We start from the raw sequence: 16,238 nt of genomic DNA, 5'->3' as shown, positions 1-16,238 counted from the left end.
GATCTGCGTCACCTCGGCTCCTCACGGCGGCTCTCCAGCTCCTTGAGCAGGTGCTGGAGCTCGTCGCGGATCCAGTCGCGGGTGGCGACCTCGTTCATCGCCATGCGCAGGCTGGCCACCTCGCGCGTGAGGTACTCGGTGTCGGACACGTTGCGCTCGTGCCGGGCCCGGTCGCCCTCGTACTGCACGCGGTCGCGGTAGTCCTGGCGGTTCTGGGCCAGCAGGATCAGCGGCGCGGCGTACGACGCCTGGAGCGACAGCATGAGGGTCAGGAAGATGAACGGGTACGGGTCGAACCGCAGGCCGCCGGGCACGAGCATGTTCCAGCCGAACCACACGACGACGAAGAAGGTCATGTAGACGAGGAACCGGGCGGTGCCGAGGAACCGCGCGATGTTCTCGGAGAACTGCCCGAACGCCTCGGGGTCGTAGTAGAGCCGCGGCATCAGCTGACGGCGGATGTCCCGAGGCTGGTCGAGGCGGCCGAGGCGGCGCTGGTCGCGCGCCCTTTCCAGGCCAGTGCTCATTGTCACTCCTTTCCGCGCAGGGCCTCTTCTTCGGCGTCCACGCCGGTGCCGGGGTCGCTCTCCATCCCGCTCTCGCGCCAGTCGTCCGGCAGGAGATGGTCGAGCACGTCGTCGACCGTCACGGCGCCGAGCAGCCGGCCGTTCTCGTCCACGATCGGCACGGAGACGAGGTTGTAGGTCGCCAGGTAGCTGGAGACCGTCTCCAGCTGGAGTTCGGGCCGCAGCGGGTCCAGCTCGGTGTCGCAGATCGCGCTGACGAGCGTGGGCGGCGGCTCGCGCAGCAGCCGCTGGAAGTGCACCGTGCCGAGGTAGCGGCCGGTCGGGGTCTCGTTCGGCGGCCGGCAGACGTACACCTGGGCGGCCAGCGCCGGGTTCAGGTCGGGGTTGCGGATCTGCGCGAGCGCCTCGGCGACCGTGGCGTCCGGGGAGACGATCACCGGTTCGGTGGTCATCATGCCGCCCGCGCTGTCGTCGGCGTAGGTCAGCAGCCGGCGCAGCGGCGCGGCGTCCTCCGGCTGCATCAGCGCCAGCAGCTGCTCGCGCTGGTCCGAGGGCAGCTCGCCCAGCAGGTCGGCCGCGTCATCGGGTCCCATCTCCTCCAGGACGTCCGCGGCGCGGTCGACGTCGAGCTTGCCGAGGATCTCCACCTGATCGTCCTCGGGCAGCTCTTCGAGCACGTCGGCCAGGCGCCGGTCGTCGAGCGCGGCGGCCACCTCGGCGCGGCGTTTCGCGGACAGCTCGTGGACGACGTTCGCCAGGTCGGGGGCGCGCATCCGCTCGAACGCCGCGATCAGGTTGGCCGCGCCCTGCCCCTCCTCGGTCACCCGCAGGCCGCTGATCGCGCCCCAGTCGACCACGAGCGTCTCGCCGTGCCGCCGGCGTAGGCCCAGCCGCGCGGCGCCGCGCCCTCCGCCGGCCCAGCGGTGCCCGTGCCCGGTGCCGCCCGTCCGCCGCACCGCGACCTTGGTGATCAGCCAGTCGCGCGTACGGCTCTGCTCCATGCCCAGGTCGAAGACGACGACCTGTTCGCCCCCGCTGTCGGCCAGCTCCGCCCTGCGGTCGAGCATCTCGCCGAGCGCGAGCGTCTCGGAGCCGCGCTTTTGGAACCGGCGCATGTTGATCCGGCCATCGAAGATCACCGCGCCGGCGTCGATGTTGGTGACCCGGGTGATCGGCAGGAAGACCAGACGGTGCGGGGGGACCTCGACCACGAGCCCGAGCACGCGTGGCGCGCGCGGCGCGGGCCGCATCATGACGACGACGTCGCGCACGCGGCCGATCTGGTCTCCGGCGGGGTCGAACACCGCGATCCCGGCCAGGCGCGCGACGAACACCCGCGATGGCGTTGCGGTCATGCTCGAAGGCTACCGAGGCCAGTCCTCTCCAGCGGTAAAGCGTGACCTAGAGCCCATGCGGATAGGGCCGCGCAGTAGCGCAGTCCCTGTCCGCGCGGGCTCCTATCACCCCCGCGGCCGGGGATGGCACGATGGGGGACGTGACCGGGGATACCAGCGACCTCACCGAGGTCTACGAGACGTACCGCGGGCTGCTCTTCTCCGTGGCGTACCGCATGCTGGGCTCGGTCGCCGACGCGGAGGACATCGTGCAGGACGCCTGGCTGCGCTGGTCCGGCGCCGACCGCACGAACGTGGAGGACCCCCGGGCCTACCTCGTCCGTACGGTCACCAACACCGCGATCGACCGGCTCCGATCCGAGCGCTCGCGGCGCGAGTCCTACGTCGGCCCGTGGCTGCCCGAGCCGGTGCTCACGGCGCCCGACGCCGCCGCCGACGTCGAGCTGGCCGACTCCGTCTCGCTGGCCATGCTGGTCGTGCTGGAGACGCTGTCGCCCCTGGAGCGGGCGGTGTTCGTCCTGCGGGAGGTGTTCGCGTTCTCCCACGCGGAGATCGCGAGTGCGCTCGACCGGTCCGAGGCGAGCGTCCGGCAGGTGGCGGTCCGGGCCCGCCGGCACGTCACGGAGCGGCGGCCGCGCTTCGCCGCCGACCGGGCGGAGCAGCGCCGCGTCACCGAGGAGTTCCTGTCCGCGGCGCTCGGCGGCGACATCGAGCGGCTGCTCGGCGTGCTGGCGCCGGACGTCGTGCTCGTCCCCGACGGCGGCGGCAAGCGCCTCGCGCCGCGCCGCCCGCTCGTGGGCGCCGAGGTCGTGGCGCGCTTCCTCGCCGGCATCGGGCAGCGCTCGTACGACGGCGTGGCTCCCGAGGACATGCGGGCGGAGATCGCCGACGTCAACGGCACGGCGGGGGTGGTCATCCGCGGCGGCGGCATGGTGCTGAGCACGATGACCGCCGAGGTCGTGGACGGCAGGGTCACCGCCCTGCACCTGATCGCCAACCCGGACAAGCTGGAGACGATCGCCGAGCGCCGCGTCCTGTCCCTCAGGCCCTGACCGCCGGCCGGGGCGCCTGACTACCGGTCGGGGCGGCGGCGCCGGGCGCCGACCATGAACGGGGCGTGGCCGGTGGTCGTGGCCGGGCTGGGTGCCGGTCGTACGGCGGCGTAGTCATCGGGCATGCTGCCGGGCGCCTCGGCGACCTCGCCGGTCGGGGTGAGGCGGATGACGAACGCCTCCTTGGCCCAGCGTTCGGTCTGGTGCTCGCCGTCGGGGGCGTTGAGACGGTCCTTGGCGAGCAGGGGCACCACGGCCTCCCACTCCTCCGAGCCCGGCTCCACCTGCTCCACGGCCGCGATCCAGGAGACCAGGCGGCCGCCCTTATCCTTGCTGCGGACCGTCACGGTGACGCGCTCGGCCTCCGGCAGCCCGGGCAGCGGCTGCTCGATGCCGCCGGTGACGACGTACGCGGCGCTCTGGTCGCCGTACGCGTGCCAGACGTGCCAGGCGGCGCGGGGGTAGGGCAGGTCGGGCAGCGCCAGCCACAGCATGCCCGACTTCTTGGTGGCCTCCTCGACCAGCGCGACGATGTCCACGCTCGCAGTGTCCCACGGGTGGATACCATCCGGTGCATGCGCTCTCGCCGGACGACGCTCGCGGTGCCCGCCAGCAATCCGCGCTTCATCGAGAAGGCGCGGGAGCTCCCCGCCGACGAGTTCTTCCTCGACCTGGAGGACGCGGTCGCGCCGCAGGCCAAGGAGGAGGCACGGGCCAACGTCGTCGCGGCGCTGAACGCCGGCGGCTGGGGCGACCGGGTCCGCGTCGTACGGGTCAACGACGTGACCACCCCGTACGCCTACCGGGACGTGATCGAGGTCGTCGAGGGCGCGGGGGCGAACCTCGACTGCGTCATGCTGCCCAAGGCGAGCTCCCCGGACCACGTGGTCTGGCTGGACCTGCTGCTCACCCAGGTCGAGCAGGCGTCGGGGCTGCCGGTCGGCCGCATCGGCATCGAGGCCCAGATCGAGGACGCGCGCGGGCTGACCCGCGTCGAGGAGATCGCCGGCTCCTCGCGGCGCCTGGAGGCGCTGGTGTTCGGGCCCGGCGACCTGATGGCCTCGATCAACATGAAGACCCTGGTGGTCGGGGAGCAGCCGCCCGGATACACCGAGGGCGACGCCTACCACTTCATCCTCATGCGCATCCTGCTCGCCGCCCGTGCGCACGACCTCCAGGCGATCGACGGGCCGTACTTCGGCGTCCGCGACGTCGAGGCCTTCATCCGGGCGGCACGGCGGAGCGCCGCGCTGGGCTTCGACGGCAAGTGGGTGCTGCACCCGGCCCAGATCGAGGCCGGCAACGCGGTCTACTCCCCGTCGCAGGAGGACTACGACCGCGCCGAGCTGATCCTCGACGCCTACGACCACGCGACGCGTGTCCAGGGGAGGGGCGCGGCGATGCTCGGCGACGAGATGATCGACGAGGCGTCGCGCAAGATGGCCCTCGTGATCGCCGCCAAGGGCCGCGCGGCGGGCATGGAGCGCACCCGGAGTGACGGTCCGCCGGCCTGAGCCGACGATCGCCCAGGTGGAGAGCTTGACGTTCCTCCGTGCAGGGGCGACTGTGAGTAACCATGAGGACCCCGCCCACGTGCCCGCGGTGCCGCAGGTCCCTGGTTCCGCCCAGCGCGTGGTCGAGCGCGTGGACCTGCCTCGTGCACGGCGAGGTCCCGCCGCTGCGGCCGCCGATGCGCCCCTGCCCGGAGGCGCTGGAGGCCGTGCGCTCGCGGACCCGCGTGCCGGTCTGGGTGCCCTGGCCGCCGCCCACGGGGTGGCTCGTGACCGGGTTCGCCGAGGCCGGTGACGACCGCAGTGGAGCCGTCGCGGTGGCCGTGGCGCTGTCCGGTCCCTCGCCGATCGGCGGTCCGGCCGATCTCGTGCTCGTCGCCGAGGAGCCCGGCGTGGGTCTGGGCGCCTCGTACGCGGGCCTGAACGGACCCGATCCCGGTCACGGGTTCGGGGTCTCGGCGCCGAACGCCAAGGTCGAGATCGACGGCCGTCCCGTGTCCATGTGGGCCCTGGGCACGGAGAAGACGGCGGCGTACGCGGGCGAGGCCCTCGCGAACTGGCTCTGGGCGGTGCTGTGGCCCGAGTCCGCCGGCGTCCTCATGGTCGAGCAACTCAACCTGCGAGACCTGCGCGAGGCGCCCCTCGACCTGCCGTACGGCGCCGCCTGCCCCCGGCTAGCGTGATGGTGTGATCATCGACCTCCACACCCACAGCGCCGTCTCCGACGGCACCCAGCCCCCCGCCGACGTCGTACGTCGTGCGCACGACGCGGGCGTCGGCGTCCTTGCGCTGACCGACCACGACACCGTGGCGGGCCACGCCGAGGCGGCGCGGGCGCTGCCGCCCGGCATGACGCTGGTCCGCGGCATGGAGCTGTCGTGCCGGCTGGGCGGTCACAGCGTCCACCTTCTGGCCTACCTGTTCGACGCCGGCGAGCCGCGTCTCGCGGCCGAACGCGAGCGCATCCGCGACGACCGCGCGCACCGGGCGCGCGGCATGGTCCGGCGGCTCGGCGAGCTGGGCGCGCCGGTCACCTGGGAACGGGTGGCGCGGATCACCGGCGACTCCGTGCCCGGCCGCCCCCACATCGCCCGCGCCCTGGTCGAGGCGGGCGTCGTGGCGACCGTGGAGGACGCCTTCACCCCTGAATGGATCGGCGCGGGCGGGCGGGCGTACGTCGACCGGTACGCCCTGGACCCGGTCCGTGCGGTGCGGCTCGTGCGCGCGGCGGGCGGCGTGCCCGTGCTGGCCCACCCGCGAGCGGGGCGGCGGGGCTACGGGGTCCCCGACGAGGCGATCGCCGGTCTGGCCGGCGCCGGTCTGGCGGGGGTGGAGACCGACCATCCCGACCACGCCCCGGCCGACCGCGCGGCCCTGCGGGCGCTGGCGTCCGACCTGAACCTCTTCGTCACGGGCGCGAGCGACGACCACGGCGAGCTGACCGGCCACCGGCTGGGCTGCGAGACCACGGCCCCGGAGGCGTACGAGGCACTGTGCGCCCAGGCCACGGGAGCGGCACCGGACGTCCGGTGAGCACGGGCACGGCCCCGGGACCCCGGGTGGGCACGGGAGTGGCCCCGGGATGTCGGGTGAGCGACGTCACGCGTGTACGGCGCGGGTCAGCATCATCGCGGCGAGGGCCGCGAAGAGCAGCGCGGACAGGCCGGTGAAGGCGCCCTGCCCCCGCCGGCCGACGCGGCGGCCCGAACGCGCCACGGCCAGGGCGATGACCGCCTCCAGACCCGAGGCCACGCCGAACCAGCACGCGGTGAACACCACCATCCCCGCGTCGCCCGCGAGGTGCTGGGCGCGCAGCATCGTCGGCGTGCCGGTGGCCAGCCAGAAGGTCCAGGTCAGCGGGTTGGCCAGGTTCGCGGTCACGCCCTTCCAGAAGGCCTGGCCGCGCGCCGCCGGCACCGCGCCCCGGCGCCACAGGCGCCACGCCTCCCGCGCCGCCTGGACCGCGAGGAAGGCGAAGACGCACGCCCCCACGAGACCCACCCAGAACTCCGCCCGCGCCACGGCGGCGATCACCCACGCGAACGCCAGCGCCGGCACGAGCAGGAGCGCGTCGGCGGTCGCCGAGCCGAGGATGACGCGGAACGCCGGCGCGAAGCCGCGTGTCGCGGCCTCATTGAGAATCGTGACGAAGATCGGGCCGACGGAGAGCGCCGCACCGGTGCCGAGGAGCACGCCGAGCCAGAGGACCTCGAACATCACCTGAGCTCGCGGAGCGGTCGCGCCGTCATCACGTGGCCCGATGCTAGAACAGTGCGGCGCAGCCGGGCCGATCGGCCCGGCCGCGCCGCGGACGGGTCAGTCGCAGAGGGCGTGGTCGACCATCTGCTGGATGGCGTCGTTCGGGTCGGAGACGACCGGAGTGTTGTTGATGCCGACCGAGATGGCGCGGCGCCCGTTGCCGACGGTCTCGGTGTTGTATCCGGCGACGGAGCCGGTGTGGCCCCAGGCCGTACCGCAGGCGGTGGGGAAGGCCGCCAGGCCGAGGCCGTAGTCACCGACGTTGTCGACGGGCAGGGTGTGCCGCATGTCGGCGAGACGGGCGGGTGACACCACCTGGCCGTCGAGCAGCGCGTTGACGAACTTGGACATGTCCCGGCCGGTGGACACCAACGCGGCGGCCGCTCCCCACACGGCCGGTTCGAAGTTCGTCACGTCGGCGAAGGTCGCGCCCTTGAGGGTCAGGTAGCCCCGGGCGTACGGGTGGGGGAGCTCCTTCTGGCCGGGCCGGGGGAAGAACGTCGAGGGCAGCCCGACCTTGTCGATGATGCGGTCCTGGATGGCCGTGGTGAGATCGGTGCCAGTGAGCTTCTCGACCAGCATGCCCAGCACGGTGTAGTTGGTGTTCGAGTAGACGCCCCGGCTTCCGGGGCCGAACTGCTTGCCGTACTTCGTGCCCTGCTCGACCATCTGCTGCTCGGAGGGCGGGTGGATCTGCCACACCGGGTTCAGCAGGAGCTGCGCCGTCTGGAGGTAGTCACCGTTGACGAAGCCCAGGTTGTCCTTGATGCCCGACCGGTGTTGCAGCAGCCGCCGTACGGTGATGGCGTTCGGGTCCAGGCCGTCGCCGCGCACCACTCCCGGCAGGTAATGCTCGATCGGAGTGTCCAGGTCCACCTTTCCCTCGTCGACGAGTTGCAGTACGAGTGACGCGACGAACATCTTCGTCTGGCTGCCGACCCGGAAATGGGTGTCGGCTCCGAGCGCGGCCTGGGGATACAGCGCCGTGCTGCCGCTGCCGTAGCCGGTTACGTCGTCGCCGTTCCGCACGGCCGCCATCGCGCCGACGGAGCCGGTCGCGACGCGGTAGCGGTCCAGTTGCTCCTGGTAGACGGACCCGTCCTGGGCCATCGCAGGTCCGGCCTGCGTCACACCGAGCGTCGTGACCAGCACGCACATCGCGGCAGCGCCGCGCCTGGTGCGTCGCCGGCCCGGCGCCCTTCCGCGTTGTCGAATCATGCGCAGGACGCTAATGAGACGCCGTGAAATCCCGGTGACACGACGATCACACCGGAGCGCCGCGCCCCGTCGTCCGGCTGATCCTCCGGTGCCGCACGCACCGAAGGCCCGGAGTCGGTAGGGTTTCTTACGTGGACGCGCGTATCGACAAAGTGGTGACGTCGGGCAAGGTCACCGTCGACGACACCGAGTACGACATCGAGGCCAACACCTACATCGTCGGAGACGACGACGCGGTGATCGTCATCGATCCCGCCTTCGACGCCGAGCCTGTTCTCGAGGCGGTCGACGAGCGGGAGATCATGGCTGTCATCTGCACCGACGGCAGGGAGACCCATCTGGGCTCGGTCCTCGAGGTCGCCGAGGCCGACGAGGACGACCCCGCGCCGATCGCGCTGCACACGCGTGACCGCCTGCTCTGGCGCCAGTACTTCCGCGCGCTCGCCGACAAGGACGAGGACGCGGAGTTCATGAAGGACCTCCAGCCCGACCTCGACATCGAGGACAGCGGCGTGTTCGAGATCGCGGGCGCGCAGCTCGAGGTCATGCACACGCCCGGCCACTCGCCCGGGAGCATCTGCCTCTACAGCGAGCAGCTCGGCGTGCTGTTCACCGGTGACACGCTGCACAAGGGCCGGCCGGGCCGCGTGGGGGCCGACTACCCCGAGCTGCAGGAGCAGCTCAACTCCATCGGGGCGATCCTCAGCCCGCTGCCGCGCGACACCCGCATCCTGCCGGGCCAGGGCGAGGAGAGCACGGTCGGCGAGGAGGACTCCCAGTGGGAGAGCTGGTTCGCCCTCGCGCAGGAGCCCGAGTCCGAGTCCTGAGCGGGTCCCGGTCATGACGGCCGAGCAGCTCGGTTTCGAGGGGATGCCCAAGCGGCTCTATCCCTGTACGCCCTCGCGGCTGAACACCTGGCTGGACTGCCCGCGCCGCTACCGCATGACCTACCTCGACCGGCCCAAGCCGGAAAAGGGCCCGCCGTGGGCGCACAACAGCGTCGGGGCGAGCGTCCACAACGCGCTCGCCGGCTGGTGGCGGCTGCCGGTCGCGGACCGTACGCCCGAGGCGGCGGGGCGGCTCCTGGAGCGCGGCTGGCTGACCGATGGCTTCCGTGACGCGGAGCAGTCCGCCGACTGGCGGCGGCGATCCCGCGCCATGGTCGAGCGTTACGTCTCCGACCTCGACCCGGCCGACGAGCCGGTCGGCGTCGAGCGCACCGTGTCGATGAAGACCCATCTGATCACCGTCCAGGGGCGCATCGACCGGCTCGACCGCCGCGACGGCGAGCTCGTCGTGGTCGACTACAAGACCGGCCGCCGGCCGCTCACCGCGGACGACGCGCGATCGTCGCTGGCGCTCGCGCTGTACGCCGCGGCGTCCTGGCGGATGATGCGCGCTCCGTGCCGCCTCGTCGAGCTGCACCACCTGCCCACCGGCGAGGTCGCGGTCTGGGAGCACACCGAGGAGTCACTCGGCCGTCATCTGCGGCGTGCCGAGCAGATCGCCGAGGAGTGCGCCGAGGCCGACGAGTGGTACCGCGAGGAGGTGCCGCCCGGCACGCGCACCGACCGGCCGCACGCCGCCTTCGACGAGAAGTTCCCGCCCCGCCCCGGCGCGCTCTGCGCGTGGTGCGACTACGCGCGGCACTGCCCGGAGGGCCGGCAGGCCGCACCGGCACGTGATCCCTGGTCCGCCCTGCCCGACGAGGTCTGACTCCGCCCCTGGCCAGGCCGCCGCCCAGGCCCCTGGCTAGGCCGCCGGCCAGCGGCGGGGGTCGCGCAGGCCGGCGAGGCCGCGGCCGACGTCGTAGCCCTCGGCGGCGAGACGCTCCCGTGCCCCGGCGAGCATGCGCCGTGTCGACGGCTGGAACGACTTGTCGTGCAGGGGCTCGGGCAGGGAGTTCATGGCGAGCCGGAACGACCGCAGCCCCGCGGTCACGATCGGCTGCGGGATCTCCGGCAGCATCCCGTACATCTGCCGCGCCCAGCGAGGCAGCGAGTAGTAGCAGAGCGCGCCGAACGGCAGGTACAGCGGCTTGCCCGGCCGCAGGAACCTCATGTCGTGCGGCAGCTTCGGCCAGAGCAGGAAGCGCACCGCCCCGCGCGCCTCCGGCGTGACCTTCAGCTGCGGGCGCATGTCGGCGAAGTAGGCCTCCATCTCCGCGACGCTGCCGGGCACGTCCTCCTCGTGCAGGCCGACGTAGGTGGCGCTGCGGCGCTGCTCGGCGAGGTAGCGGTCGGCCTGTTCGTCGCTGAGCCGCAGCCCGGAGCGCCGGGCCACCTCGAGGTAGGAGAAGACCTCGGCGCAGTGCACCCAGAGCAGTAGCTCGGGTTCGTCGACCCGGTGAAGCCGCCCGGTGTCGGGGTCCTTGACGCGCAGGGCCCGGTGGATGGCGCGGACCTTGCGGCCGAGCTCGTCGGCCTCGTCGGCGGTGCCCCAGGTCACGACGCCCACGAAGTCGGCCGTGCGCTGGAGCCGGCCGATGGGGTCCGTCTGGAAGGTGGAGTTCTGCCAGACGCCGCGCATCGCGATCGGGTGCAGGGCCTGGAGCATCAGGCCGCGAACGCCTCCGACCCACATCGAACGGTCGATGTGGACCTGCCAGGTGGCGCTCTGCGGGGGCTGGACGGTCGCTTGCATGGCGACCATCGTAAGTGAGTAGTTACATGCGACGAAATGTGTCTCTCGTCTCATGTCGGCCACGTACGGTCAGGAGCGCCGGATTCGTCCAGTCGCGGTCGAGGGCGCCCGGTGTCTTCAGGCGCGGTCAGGGGCGCTCGGCGTCGTTCCAGAAGGTGGTGAGAGCGCTCGCCGTCGTCTCGGGTGCCTCGACGGCGGGAGAGTGCGCGGCACCGGGGATGACCACCTTCCGCGCGCCCAGGCGCTCGGCCATGACGGCCTGGGCCTGAGGCTCCCAGGCGTCGTCGTTCTCCCCGTACAGGACGAGGACGGGCAGGCCGGCGCCGCCGGTCGCCTTGGCGAGCTCCTCGACCCGGTCGGAGCAGGACAGCAGCTCGTTCGCCATGCCCAGCAGCCCGGAGCGGGAGTTCATGAACATCCGCCGCCGCAGGAAGGCCACGATCTCGGGCGGGACGCCCTTGGCGAGGGCCTCCGGCTCCATCCGCGTGGACCACAGGTGTTCGAGCCCGACCTTCGGCAGTGCGGAGAGCAGGACACGCCCTTCGACCTCGCGCCCGCCGGTGATCGCGGCCGGGCCCGAGCTCATCAGGGTGAAGGACTCGACCAGGGCCGGATCGGAGATCACCGTCTCGCGTGTCACCAGGCCGCCGAAGGAGTGTCCGACCAGGTGGACCGGGTCTCCGATCGACTCGATCACCGCGGCGATGTCGGCGCCCAGCTCCGCGCAGCTGTAGGCGGCGGCGTCGTCCGGTCCCGGTGTCTCGTACTGGCCGCGCAGGTCGAGCGTGATCACACGCCGTCCCGCGCCGGCCAGGGTCTGCAGGACCGCGATGAAGTCTTCCTTGCTTCCCGTGAAGCCGGGGACCAGCAGAGCCGGGGCGCGTTCGGAGATCCCCGATCCGGGAAACGCCTCGAGCGCGGCGAAAGCACCGCGTGAAGTCTCGATGTCCGTCCGGCGAACACCGGGGGGCAGAGTAAGAAACCGGGGCGTACTCACTGGCAGGAGCTTACTTGCCGATGTCCAAGCGACACCAGCTTAGCGCTTTCACCGGTTACCGCCCCTTGCCGGGCACCGTACGATTCAGTCATGACGGTCGCCGTCTCAGCACACAAGGGCGGGTCGGAAGACGCCGCACCGGCCTCATGGCAGGCCTACGAGACCGCCCTCACCACGGGCGCCGAGTATGTCGAGTTCGACATCCGGCGCACGCGTGACGGCGATCTCGTGGTCTTCCACGACTCCCACATCGCCGGGCGCCCCGTCGCCGGGCTGAGCTACGACGAGCTCTGCGCCGTCGTCGGTCACCGGGTGCCACTGGTCCGCGACGTGATGAAGCTGATCGCCGGGAAGGCCGTCGGTCATCTTGATCTCAAGGAGACCGGGTACGAGCACGAGGTCGTGAGGATGGCCCTCGACCTGCTCGGACCCGGCAACTTCGTGGCCACGACGCTCGTGGACTCCTCGATCGCGGAGATCAAGAGACGACATCCGGAGGTCACGACGGCGCTGTCACTGGGCCGCGACCTGCGAGAGGTCGGCCGGTGGCTGCGGCTCCCGGTGCGTGCCCGCGAGCTGTACCCGCTCGGGCGGATGCGGGCCTGCGGCGCCGACTGGCTGGCGGTGCACCGCCGCCTCGCGCGGGCGAACGTCCTGCGGCTCTGCGGCCGGTTCGGCATCCCCGCGATGGTCTGGACGGTCAACGGAGAGCCGCAGATGCGGCGGTTCCTGGCCGACGCGCGGGTGGCCGTGCTGATCACCGACCGTCCCCGCCGTGCGCTGAGCCTGCGTCTGGGCACCGCGCGGTAGCCGGAGGGCTCCCCTCGGCGCGGAGCGGGCATGAGAAAGGGGCGCGGTCCGTCGCCACGCCCCTTGGTCACGTCCGCGTCAGACCGGCCTGCGCGCTCCTCCGGTGCGGGAACGGCGCCGCCGCCTGGGCTTGGACTGTGCCGCCTCGGCCAGGTGCGCCGCCTCGGCCTCGGGATCGGCAGGCGGTGCCATGAACTGGACGACGGGAACGCCGGCGGGCGTCGAGGCGATCGGGGCCTGGACCGGTGCCGGTGCCGCGGGCGTCTCCGCGGGAGCGTCGTCAACGGCGGTGTCAGCGGTGTCGGTGATGGTGTCGGTGCTCGTCTCGACGCCGCGGCGGGTGCGCCGCCGGGACCGGGACGGGCGGGCGGGCTCGGCGTTCTCGACGCCGGCGTCGACGGTGTCGGCCTGCGGTTCGGGAACGGCCTGCTCCTCGGCGACCGTTTCGCCGACCACTTCCGCGACCGCCTCGGCGGCCTCCGGGGCCGCGTCCGCGTCGATCGGCCGTCCGCCGCGGGTGCGCGTGCGGGTGCGCGTGCGCGTGCGCGGCTTGCGCGTGCGCTCCGTCCGCGATTCCGTGCGCCTCGGCGAGCGGGTGCGCCCGGTCTCGCCGATGTCCTCGACCTCCTCGGCCTCGAGCCCGGCGCGGTCGCGCTGGGCCTTCGGCAGGGTGCCGGTGACTTCGGTGGGAATGTCGAGCGCCTCGTAGAGGTGGTCGGAGGTGGAGTAGGTCTCGGCCGGCTCGGCGATCTCCAGCCCGAGCGCCGAGTTGATCAGCTTCCAGCGCTGGAGGTCCGCCCAGTCGACGAGCGTCACCGCGATGCCCTCCTTGCCCGCCCGGCCCGTACGGCCGATGCGGTGCACGTAGGTGTCGGCGGCGTCGGGGCACTCGTAGTTGACGACGTGGGTCACGTCGTCGACGTCGAGGCCACGGGCCGCCACATCGGTGGCGACGAGAACGTCGATCTTGCCGGACCGGAACGCCCGCAGCGCCCGCTCACGCTGGCCCTGGCCGAGGTCGCCGTGTACGGCCGCGGCGGCGAAGCCGCGTTTGACCAGGTCGTCGGCGACGCGGTCACAGGCCCGCTTGGTCTGGCAGAACACCATGGTCAGGCCACGGCCACGCGCCTGCAGGACGCGGGAGAGCAGCTCGGGCTTGTCCATCTGGTGCGCCTGGAAGACGTGCTGGACGACCTGCGGGGTCGCCTCGGACTCCTCGTGCGACTCGGCCCGTACGTTGGTGGGCCGGGTGAGGTACTTGCGGGACAGCGCGACGATCTCGCCCGGCATGGTCGCCGAGAACAGCATCGTCTGCCGGCGCGCGGGCACCCGATCGACGAGGCGCTCGATGTCGGGCAGGAAGCCCAGGTCGAGCATGCGGTCGGCCTCGTCCAGGACGAGGACCGACACCTGTGACAGGTCGAGGTGCTTCTGCTTGACCAGGTCCAGCAGGCGGCCCGGCGTGCCGACGACGGCCTCGACGCCCTCGCGGAGGGCGTCGATCTGCGGCTCGTACGCGCGGCCGCCGTACACCGACAGCACGCGGGTGCCGAGCTTGCCGCCGGCGACGTTCAGGTCGTCGGTGACCTGGACGGCCAGCTCACGGGTCGGCACGATGACGAGCGCGAGCGGCTTCTTGCCGCCGTGCTCGATGCGCTGGAGCAGCGGGATGCCGAATGCGAGCGTCTTGCCCGTGCCGGTACGCGCCTGGCCGATGATGTCGTGCCCGCTGAGCCCGATGGGCACCGCGAGCGACTGGATCGGGAACGGTTCGACGATGCCCTCGCTCTCGAGGGCTGCTGCGATTTCGGGAATGACTCCCAGATCATGAAATGTCGTCAGGGCCTTCAGCCTCCAGAGTGCGGGGTCCGCTCGGCGCCGCATGTGCACCAGGTCGGTGACGCGGCAGGCCATCTCGCGGTCGCAAACTCATGCGCCGCCCGCGGCAGGGCTCAATCGTGCACCTGCCGGTCGTCGCATACGGTCGCGCACTCGCGCGGGAGGGACCAGCCGTCAAATTCTTCCTAAGGATTGCGACCGGGGGTCGCGCTGCGCAGCGCGCGGTCACATTTCGCCACGCAGTGTAGCGGGAGAGATCGGAAACAGAAAGTCCCCCACGTAAAGCTCTAACACACGTCCGTCCGGTTTCATTCCCCGCGCCCCGCGTGTGGCTCGGACGCACCGTTTGGCCGTCTGGCCTGCTGCGCCACATCGGTGACCGGGCGGCGGCGTGCCGGCGGGCGACCCGCCTGCGGGTCGTACGGCGGCGGAGGCCGCTTCCGGAGCGTAAACCCTGGTGAGAGGCCTCAAGCGCGCCGTTGCGCCGCCTACCGTGGCTGTGGCGGCCTTTCTGGCCGCATCCGGTCAGCGAGTGGACAAGAAGCCGCCACGGTGCCCGGGGCGACGGCCGTGCGGACCGTGACCGACGGTAGTGAGCGCCACCGCGCCCCGGGCGTCTGACGCGGCCGGGACGCGGCGGTGGTCTCATCCGCCGGGGACGGCGCGAAGGCGGGTCGGCGGACCCGGTGACCTCAGCGAACCCGGTGACCTCAGAGGACCCGGTTGCGCCGTCGCCCGATGCCGCCGCTGAGCAGGGCGACCAGGATCGCGGCGATCACGACCGAGAAGATGAACGCCAGGACACTGCCCGCTCCCACCGCGCCGGCGACCATCCCGCCGAGGACCGCGCCGACGATCCCGACCAGGATCGTCAGCAGAACGCCCATCGGGTTGCGTCCCGGGATGACCAGGCGGGCCAGCAGCCCGATCACGGCACCGATGATGATGAACCAGATCACTGTCAGCATCGTTGTGACACCTCCTACCGGCCGCCTTGGAGCGGCGGCTCGATTCAGCGACCGGTATGCCCCCTAAATCTGGTGTCATTCCGGGAAAAGCCTGTTAAAACGCCCCAAATCCGACGGCCGGCGCGTCCGACTCCGCGATCTCCACGTAGGCCAGCTTCGCGGCGGGCACCACCACGCGGCCGTTCTTGCTCTTCAGGGCGAAGACGCCGTCGTCCTCCGCGAGCGCGTCGGCCACCGCCTGCTCGACCTCGTCGGGGGAGAGGGAGGTCTCCACGACGAGCTCCTTGGGTACGGACTGCACACCGATCCTGACCTGCACGTCTGTCCTCCGTGATCCATCCGTCGTCTCAGAGCCGCCCGCCACCGGCGAACCGGGCGATCTCCGGGGAACCGTCGCACGTCCGCCCGCGTGATCTCGCGGTCAGGTCGTACGGGGGAAACCGCCGATGCCGCGCCAGGACAGCCGGGCGATGAGCCGTTCGGCCTGGTCCTTGGGGATCGTGCCGCGCTGCGACAGCCAGTAGCGCGCGCTGACCTCGGCCATGCCGACCAGACCCATGCCGAGCAGGTGCGCCTCGTCGCTGGAGACGCCGGTGTCCTCCTGGATCACCTGGGCGATCATCTCCGCGCACTGCTGGTTGGTGCGCTCGACCCGTGCGCGTACGGGGGCGACGTTGCGCAGGTCGGACTCGAAGACCAGGCGGTACGCCTCGCCTTCGCCGGCCACGAAGTCGTAGAAGGCCTCGATGGTCCGCTCGACCCGCAGCTTGTTGTCCGGCGTCGACTCCAGCGCGTCGCGCACGCACTGGACGAGACCCTCGGCGTGCTCGTCGAGCAGCGCCAGGTAGAGCTCGAGCTTGCCGGGGAAGTGCTGGTAGAGCACGGGCTTGCTGACCCCGGCGCGCTCGGCGATCTCGTCCATCGCGGCGGCATGGTAGCCCTGCGCGACGAAGACCTCCTGCGCCGCGCCGAGCAGCTGGCGACGGCGTGCCAGCCTCGGCAACCTCGTGCCTCGCGGGCGCGCGTCCGGGGTTGCGGTCACGTGGGTTCTCCGATCGA

18 protein-coding genes are annotated in these 16,238 nt (G+C 72.0%); 7 read left to right on the top strand and 11 right to left on the bottom strand.

Translation table 11 applies throughout. The features are described from left to right. Positions 1 to 8: 8 nt before the first annotated feature. Positions 9 to 527 carry a DUF1003 domain-containing protein gene (locus OG417_RS42515; RefSeq protein ID WP_329241586.1) on the bottom strand — a complete coding sequence of 173 codons (519 nt, stop codon included), beginning with the start codon at positions 525 to 527 and terminating at the stop codon, positions 9 to 11. Positions 528 to 529: 2 nt separating this feature from the next. Beyond that, on the bottom strand, positions 530 to 1,882 hold the full coding sequence (locus tag OG417_RS42510; protein WP_329241584.1) for a magnesium transporter MgtE N-terminal domain-containing protein: 1,353 nt from the start codon (positions 1,880 to 1,882) through the stop codon (positions 530 to 532). Between the two features lie 131 nt (positions 1,883 to 2,013). On the opposite strand from OG417_RS42510, the gene OG417_RS42505 reads away from it, so the two are divergent. After that, a complete protein-coding gene (locus OG417_RS42505; protein ID WP_442875609.1) occupies positions 2,014 to 2,934 on the top strand; it encodes an RNA polymerase sigma-70 factor in 921 nt (306 codons plus the stop codon). Between the two features lie 20 nt (positions 2,935 to 2,954). Here the strand turns inward: OG417_RS42505 and OG417_RS42500 are convergent, their stop codons facing one another. Next, on the bottom strand, positions 2,955 to 3,473 hold the full coding sequence (locus OG417_RS42500) for a hypothetical protein (RefSeq protein WP_329241579.1): 519 nt from the start codon (positions 3,471 to 3,473) through the stop codon (positions 2,955 to 2,957). 36 nt (positions 3,474 to 3,509) lie between these two features. Between OG417_RS42500 and OG417_RS42495 the strand changes: the two genes are divergently transcribed. The 3 genes from OG417_RS42495 (at position 3,510) to OG417_RS42485 (ending at position 5,978) form a co-directional block, all read left to right on the top strand. After that, a complete protein-coding gene (locus OG417_RS42495) occupies positions 3,510 to 4,448 on the top strand; it encodes an HpcH/HpaI aldolase/citrate lyase family protein (RefSeq protein WP_329241576.1) in 939 nt (312 codons plus the stop codon). Between the two features lie 62 nt (positions 4,449 to 4,510). Continuing rightward, positions 4,511 to 5,128 carry a DUF6758 family protein gene (locus OG417_RS42490; RefSeq protein ID WP_329241574.1) on the top strand — a complete coding sequence of 206 codons (618 nt, stop codon included), beginning with the start codon at positions 4,511 to 4,513 and terminating at the stop codon, positions 5,126 to 5,128. 4 nt (positions 5,129 to 5,132) lie between these two features. Further along, the gene (locus tag OG417_RS42485) at positions 5,133 to 5,978 is read left to right on the top strand and encodes a PHP domain-containing protein (RefSeq protein ID WP_329241571.1); all 846 of its coding nucleotides are present in this window, start codon (positions 5,133 to 5,135) and stop codon (positions 5,976 to 5,978) included. 66 nt (positions 5,979 to 6,044) lie between these two features. On the opposite strand, the gene OG417_RS42480 is transcribed toward OG417_RS42485, so the two are convergent. Together OG417_RS42480 and OG417_RS42475 are read right to left on the bottom strand one after the other, a co-directional pair. Beyond that, complete coding sequence (locus tag OG417_RS42480; protein ID WP_329241569.1) at positions 6,045 to 6,662, bottom strand: LysE family translocator; 618 nt, start codon at positions 6,660 to 6,662, stop codon at positions 6,045 to 6,047. 99 nt (positions 6,663 to 6,761) lie between these two features. Further along, positions 6,762 to 7,922, bottom strand: a complete 1,161-nt coding sequence (locus OG417_RS42475; RefSeq protein ID WP_329241566.1) for a serine hydrolase domain-containing protein — start codon at positions 7,920 to 7,922, stop codon at positions 6,762 to 6,764. Positions 7,923 to 8,053: 131 nt separating this feature from the next. Between OG417_RS42475 and OG417_RS42470 the strand changes: the two genes are divergently transcribed. Together OG417_RS42470 and OG417_RS42465 are read left to right on the top strand one after the other, a co-directional pair. Then, a complete protein-coding gene (locus OG417_RS42470) occupies positions 8,054 to 8,749 on the top strand; it encodes an MBL fold metallo-hydrolase (RefSeq protein ID WP_329241564.1) in 696 nt (231 codons plus the stop codon). Between the two features lie 13 nt (positions 8,750 to 8,762). Then, positions 8,763 to 9,638 carry a RecB family exonuclease gene (locus tag OG417_RS42465; RefSeq protein ID WP_329241561.1) on the top strand — a complete coding sequence of 292 codons (876 nt, stop codon included), beginning with the start codon at positions 8,763 to 8,765 and terminating at the stop codon, positions 9,636 to 9,638. Between the two features lie 36 nt (positions 9,639 to 9,674). Here OG417_RS42465 and OG417_RS42460 read toward each other — a convergent pair whose 3' ends face one another. Continuing rightward, positions 9,675 to 10,565: an oxygenase MpaB family protein gene (locus tag OG417_RS42460; RefSeq protein ID WP_329241558.1), complete on the bottom strand. Its 891-nt coding sequence runs from the start codon at positions 10,563 to 10,565 to the stop codon at positions 9,675 to 9,677. A 127-nt stretch (positions 10,566 to 10,692) separates the two neighbouring features. Next, positions 10,693 to 11,562 carry an alpha/beta fold hydrolase gene (locus tag OG417_RS42455; protein WP_329241555.1) on the bottom strand — a complete coding sequence of 290 codons (870 nt, stop codon included), beginning with the start codon at positions 11,560 to 11,562 and terminating at the stop codon, positions 10,693 to 10,695. 90 nt (positions 11,563 to 11,652) lie between these two features. Here OG417_RS42455 and OG417_RS42450 point away from each other — a divergent pair, with 90 nt between their 5' ends. Next, entirely contained in the window at positions 11,653 to 12,372 is a 720-nt protein-coding gene (locus OG417_RS42450; RefSeq protein ID WP_329241553.1) for a glycerophosphodiester phosphodiesterase, read from the top strand. 78 nt (positions 12,373 to 12,450) lie between these two features. On the opposite strand, the gene OG417_RS42445 is transcribed toward OG417_RS42450, so the two are convergent. From OG417_RS42445 to OG417_RS42430, 4 genes are all read right to left on the bottom strand, one after another. Continuing rightward, complete coding sequence (locus OG417_RS42445) at positions 12,451 to 14,286, bottom strand: DEAD/DEAH box helicase (protein WP_329241550.1); 1,836 nt, start codon at positions 14,284 to 14,286, stop codon at positions 12,451 to 12,453. A 635-nt stretch (positions 14,287 to 14,921) separates the two neighbouring features. Next, on the bottom strand, positions 14,922 to 15,179 hold the full coding sequence (locus OG417_RS42440; protein WP_329241547.1) for a GlsB/YeaQ/YmgE family stress response membrane protein: 258 nt from the start codon (positions 15,177 to 15,179) through the stop codon (positions 14,922 to 14,924). A gap of 94 nt (positions 15,180 to 15,273) precedes the next feature. Next, positions 15,274 to 15,498: a DUF3107 domain-containing protein gene (locus tag OG417_RS42435; RefSeq protein ID WP_329241544.1), complete on the bottom strand. Its 225-nt coding sequence runs from the start codon at positions 15,496 to 15,498 to the stop codon at positions 15,274 to 15,276. 102 nt (positions 15,499 to 15,600) lie between these two features. Next, on the bottom strand, positions 15,601 to 16,221 hold the full coding sequence (locus OG417_RS42430; RefSeq protein WP_285570596.1) for a TetR/AcrR family transcriptional regulator: 621 nt from the start codon (positions 16,219 to 16,221) through the stop codon (positions 15,601 to 15,603). Positions 16,222 to 16,238: the final 17 nt, after the last annotated feature.

The sequence above is a fragment of the Actinoallomurus sp. NBC_01490 genome (assembly GCF_036227085.1).
In the GTDB taxonomy this organism is placed as follows: Bacteria; Actinomycetota; Actinomycetes; order Streptosporangiales; family Streptosporangiaceae; genus Actinoallomurus; species Actinoallomurus oryzae.
The sequence above is the reverse complement of the archived record's forward strand: the minus strand, read 5'-3'. Positions and strand labels throughout refer to the sequence as shown.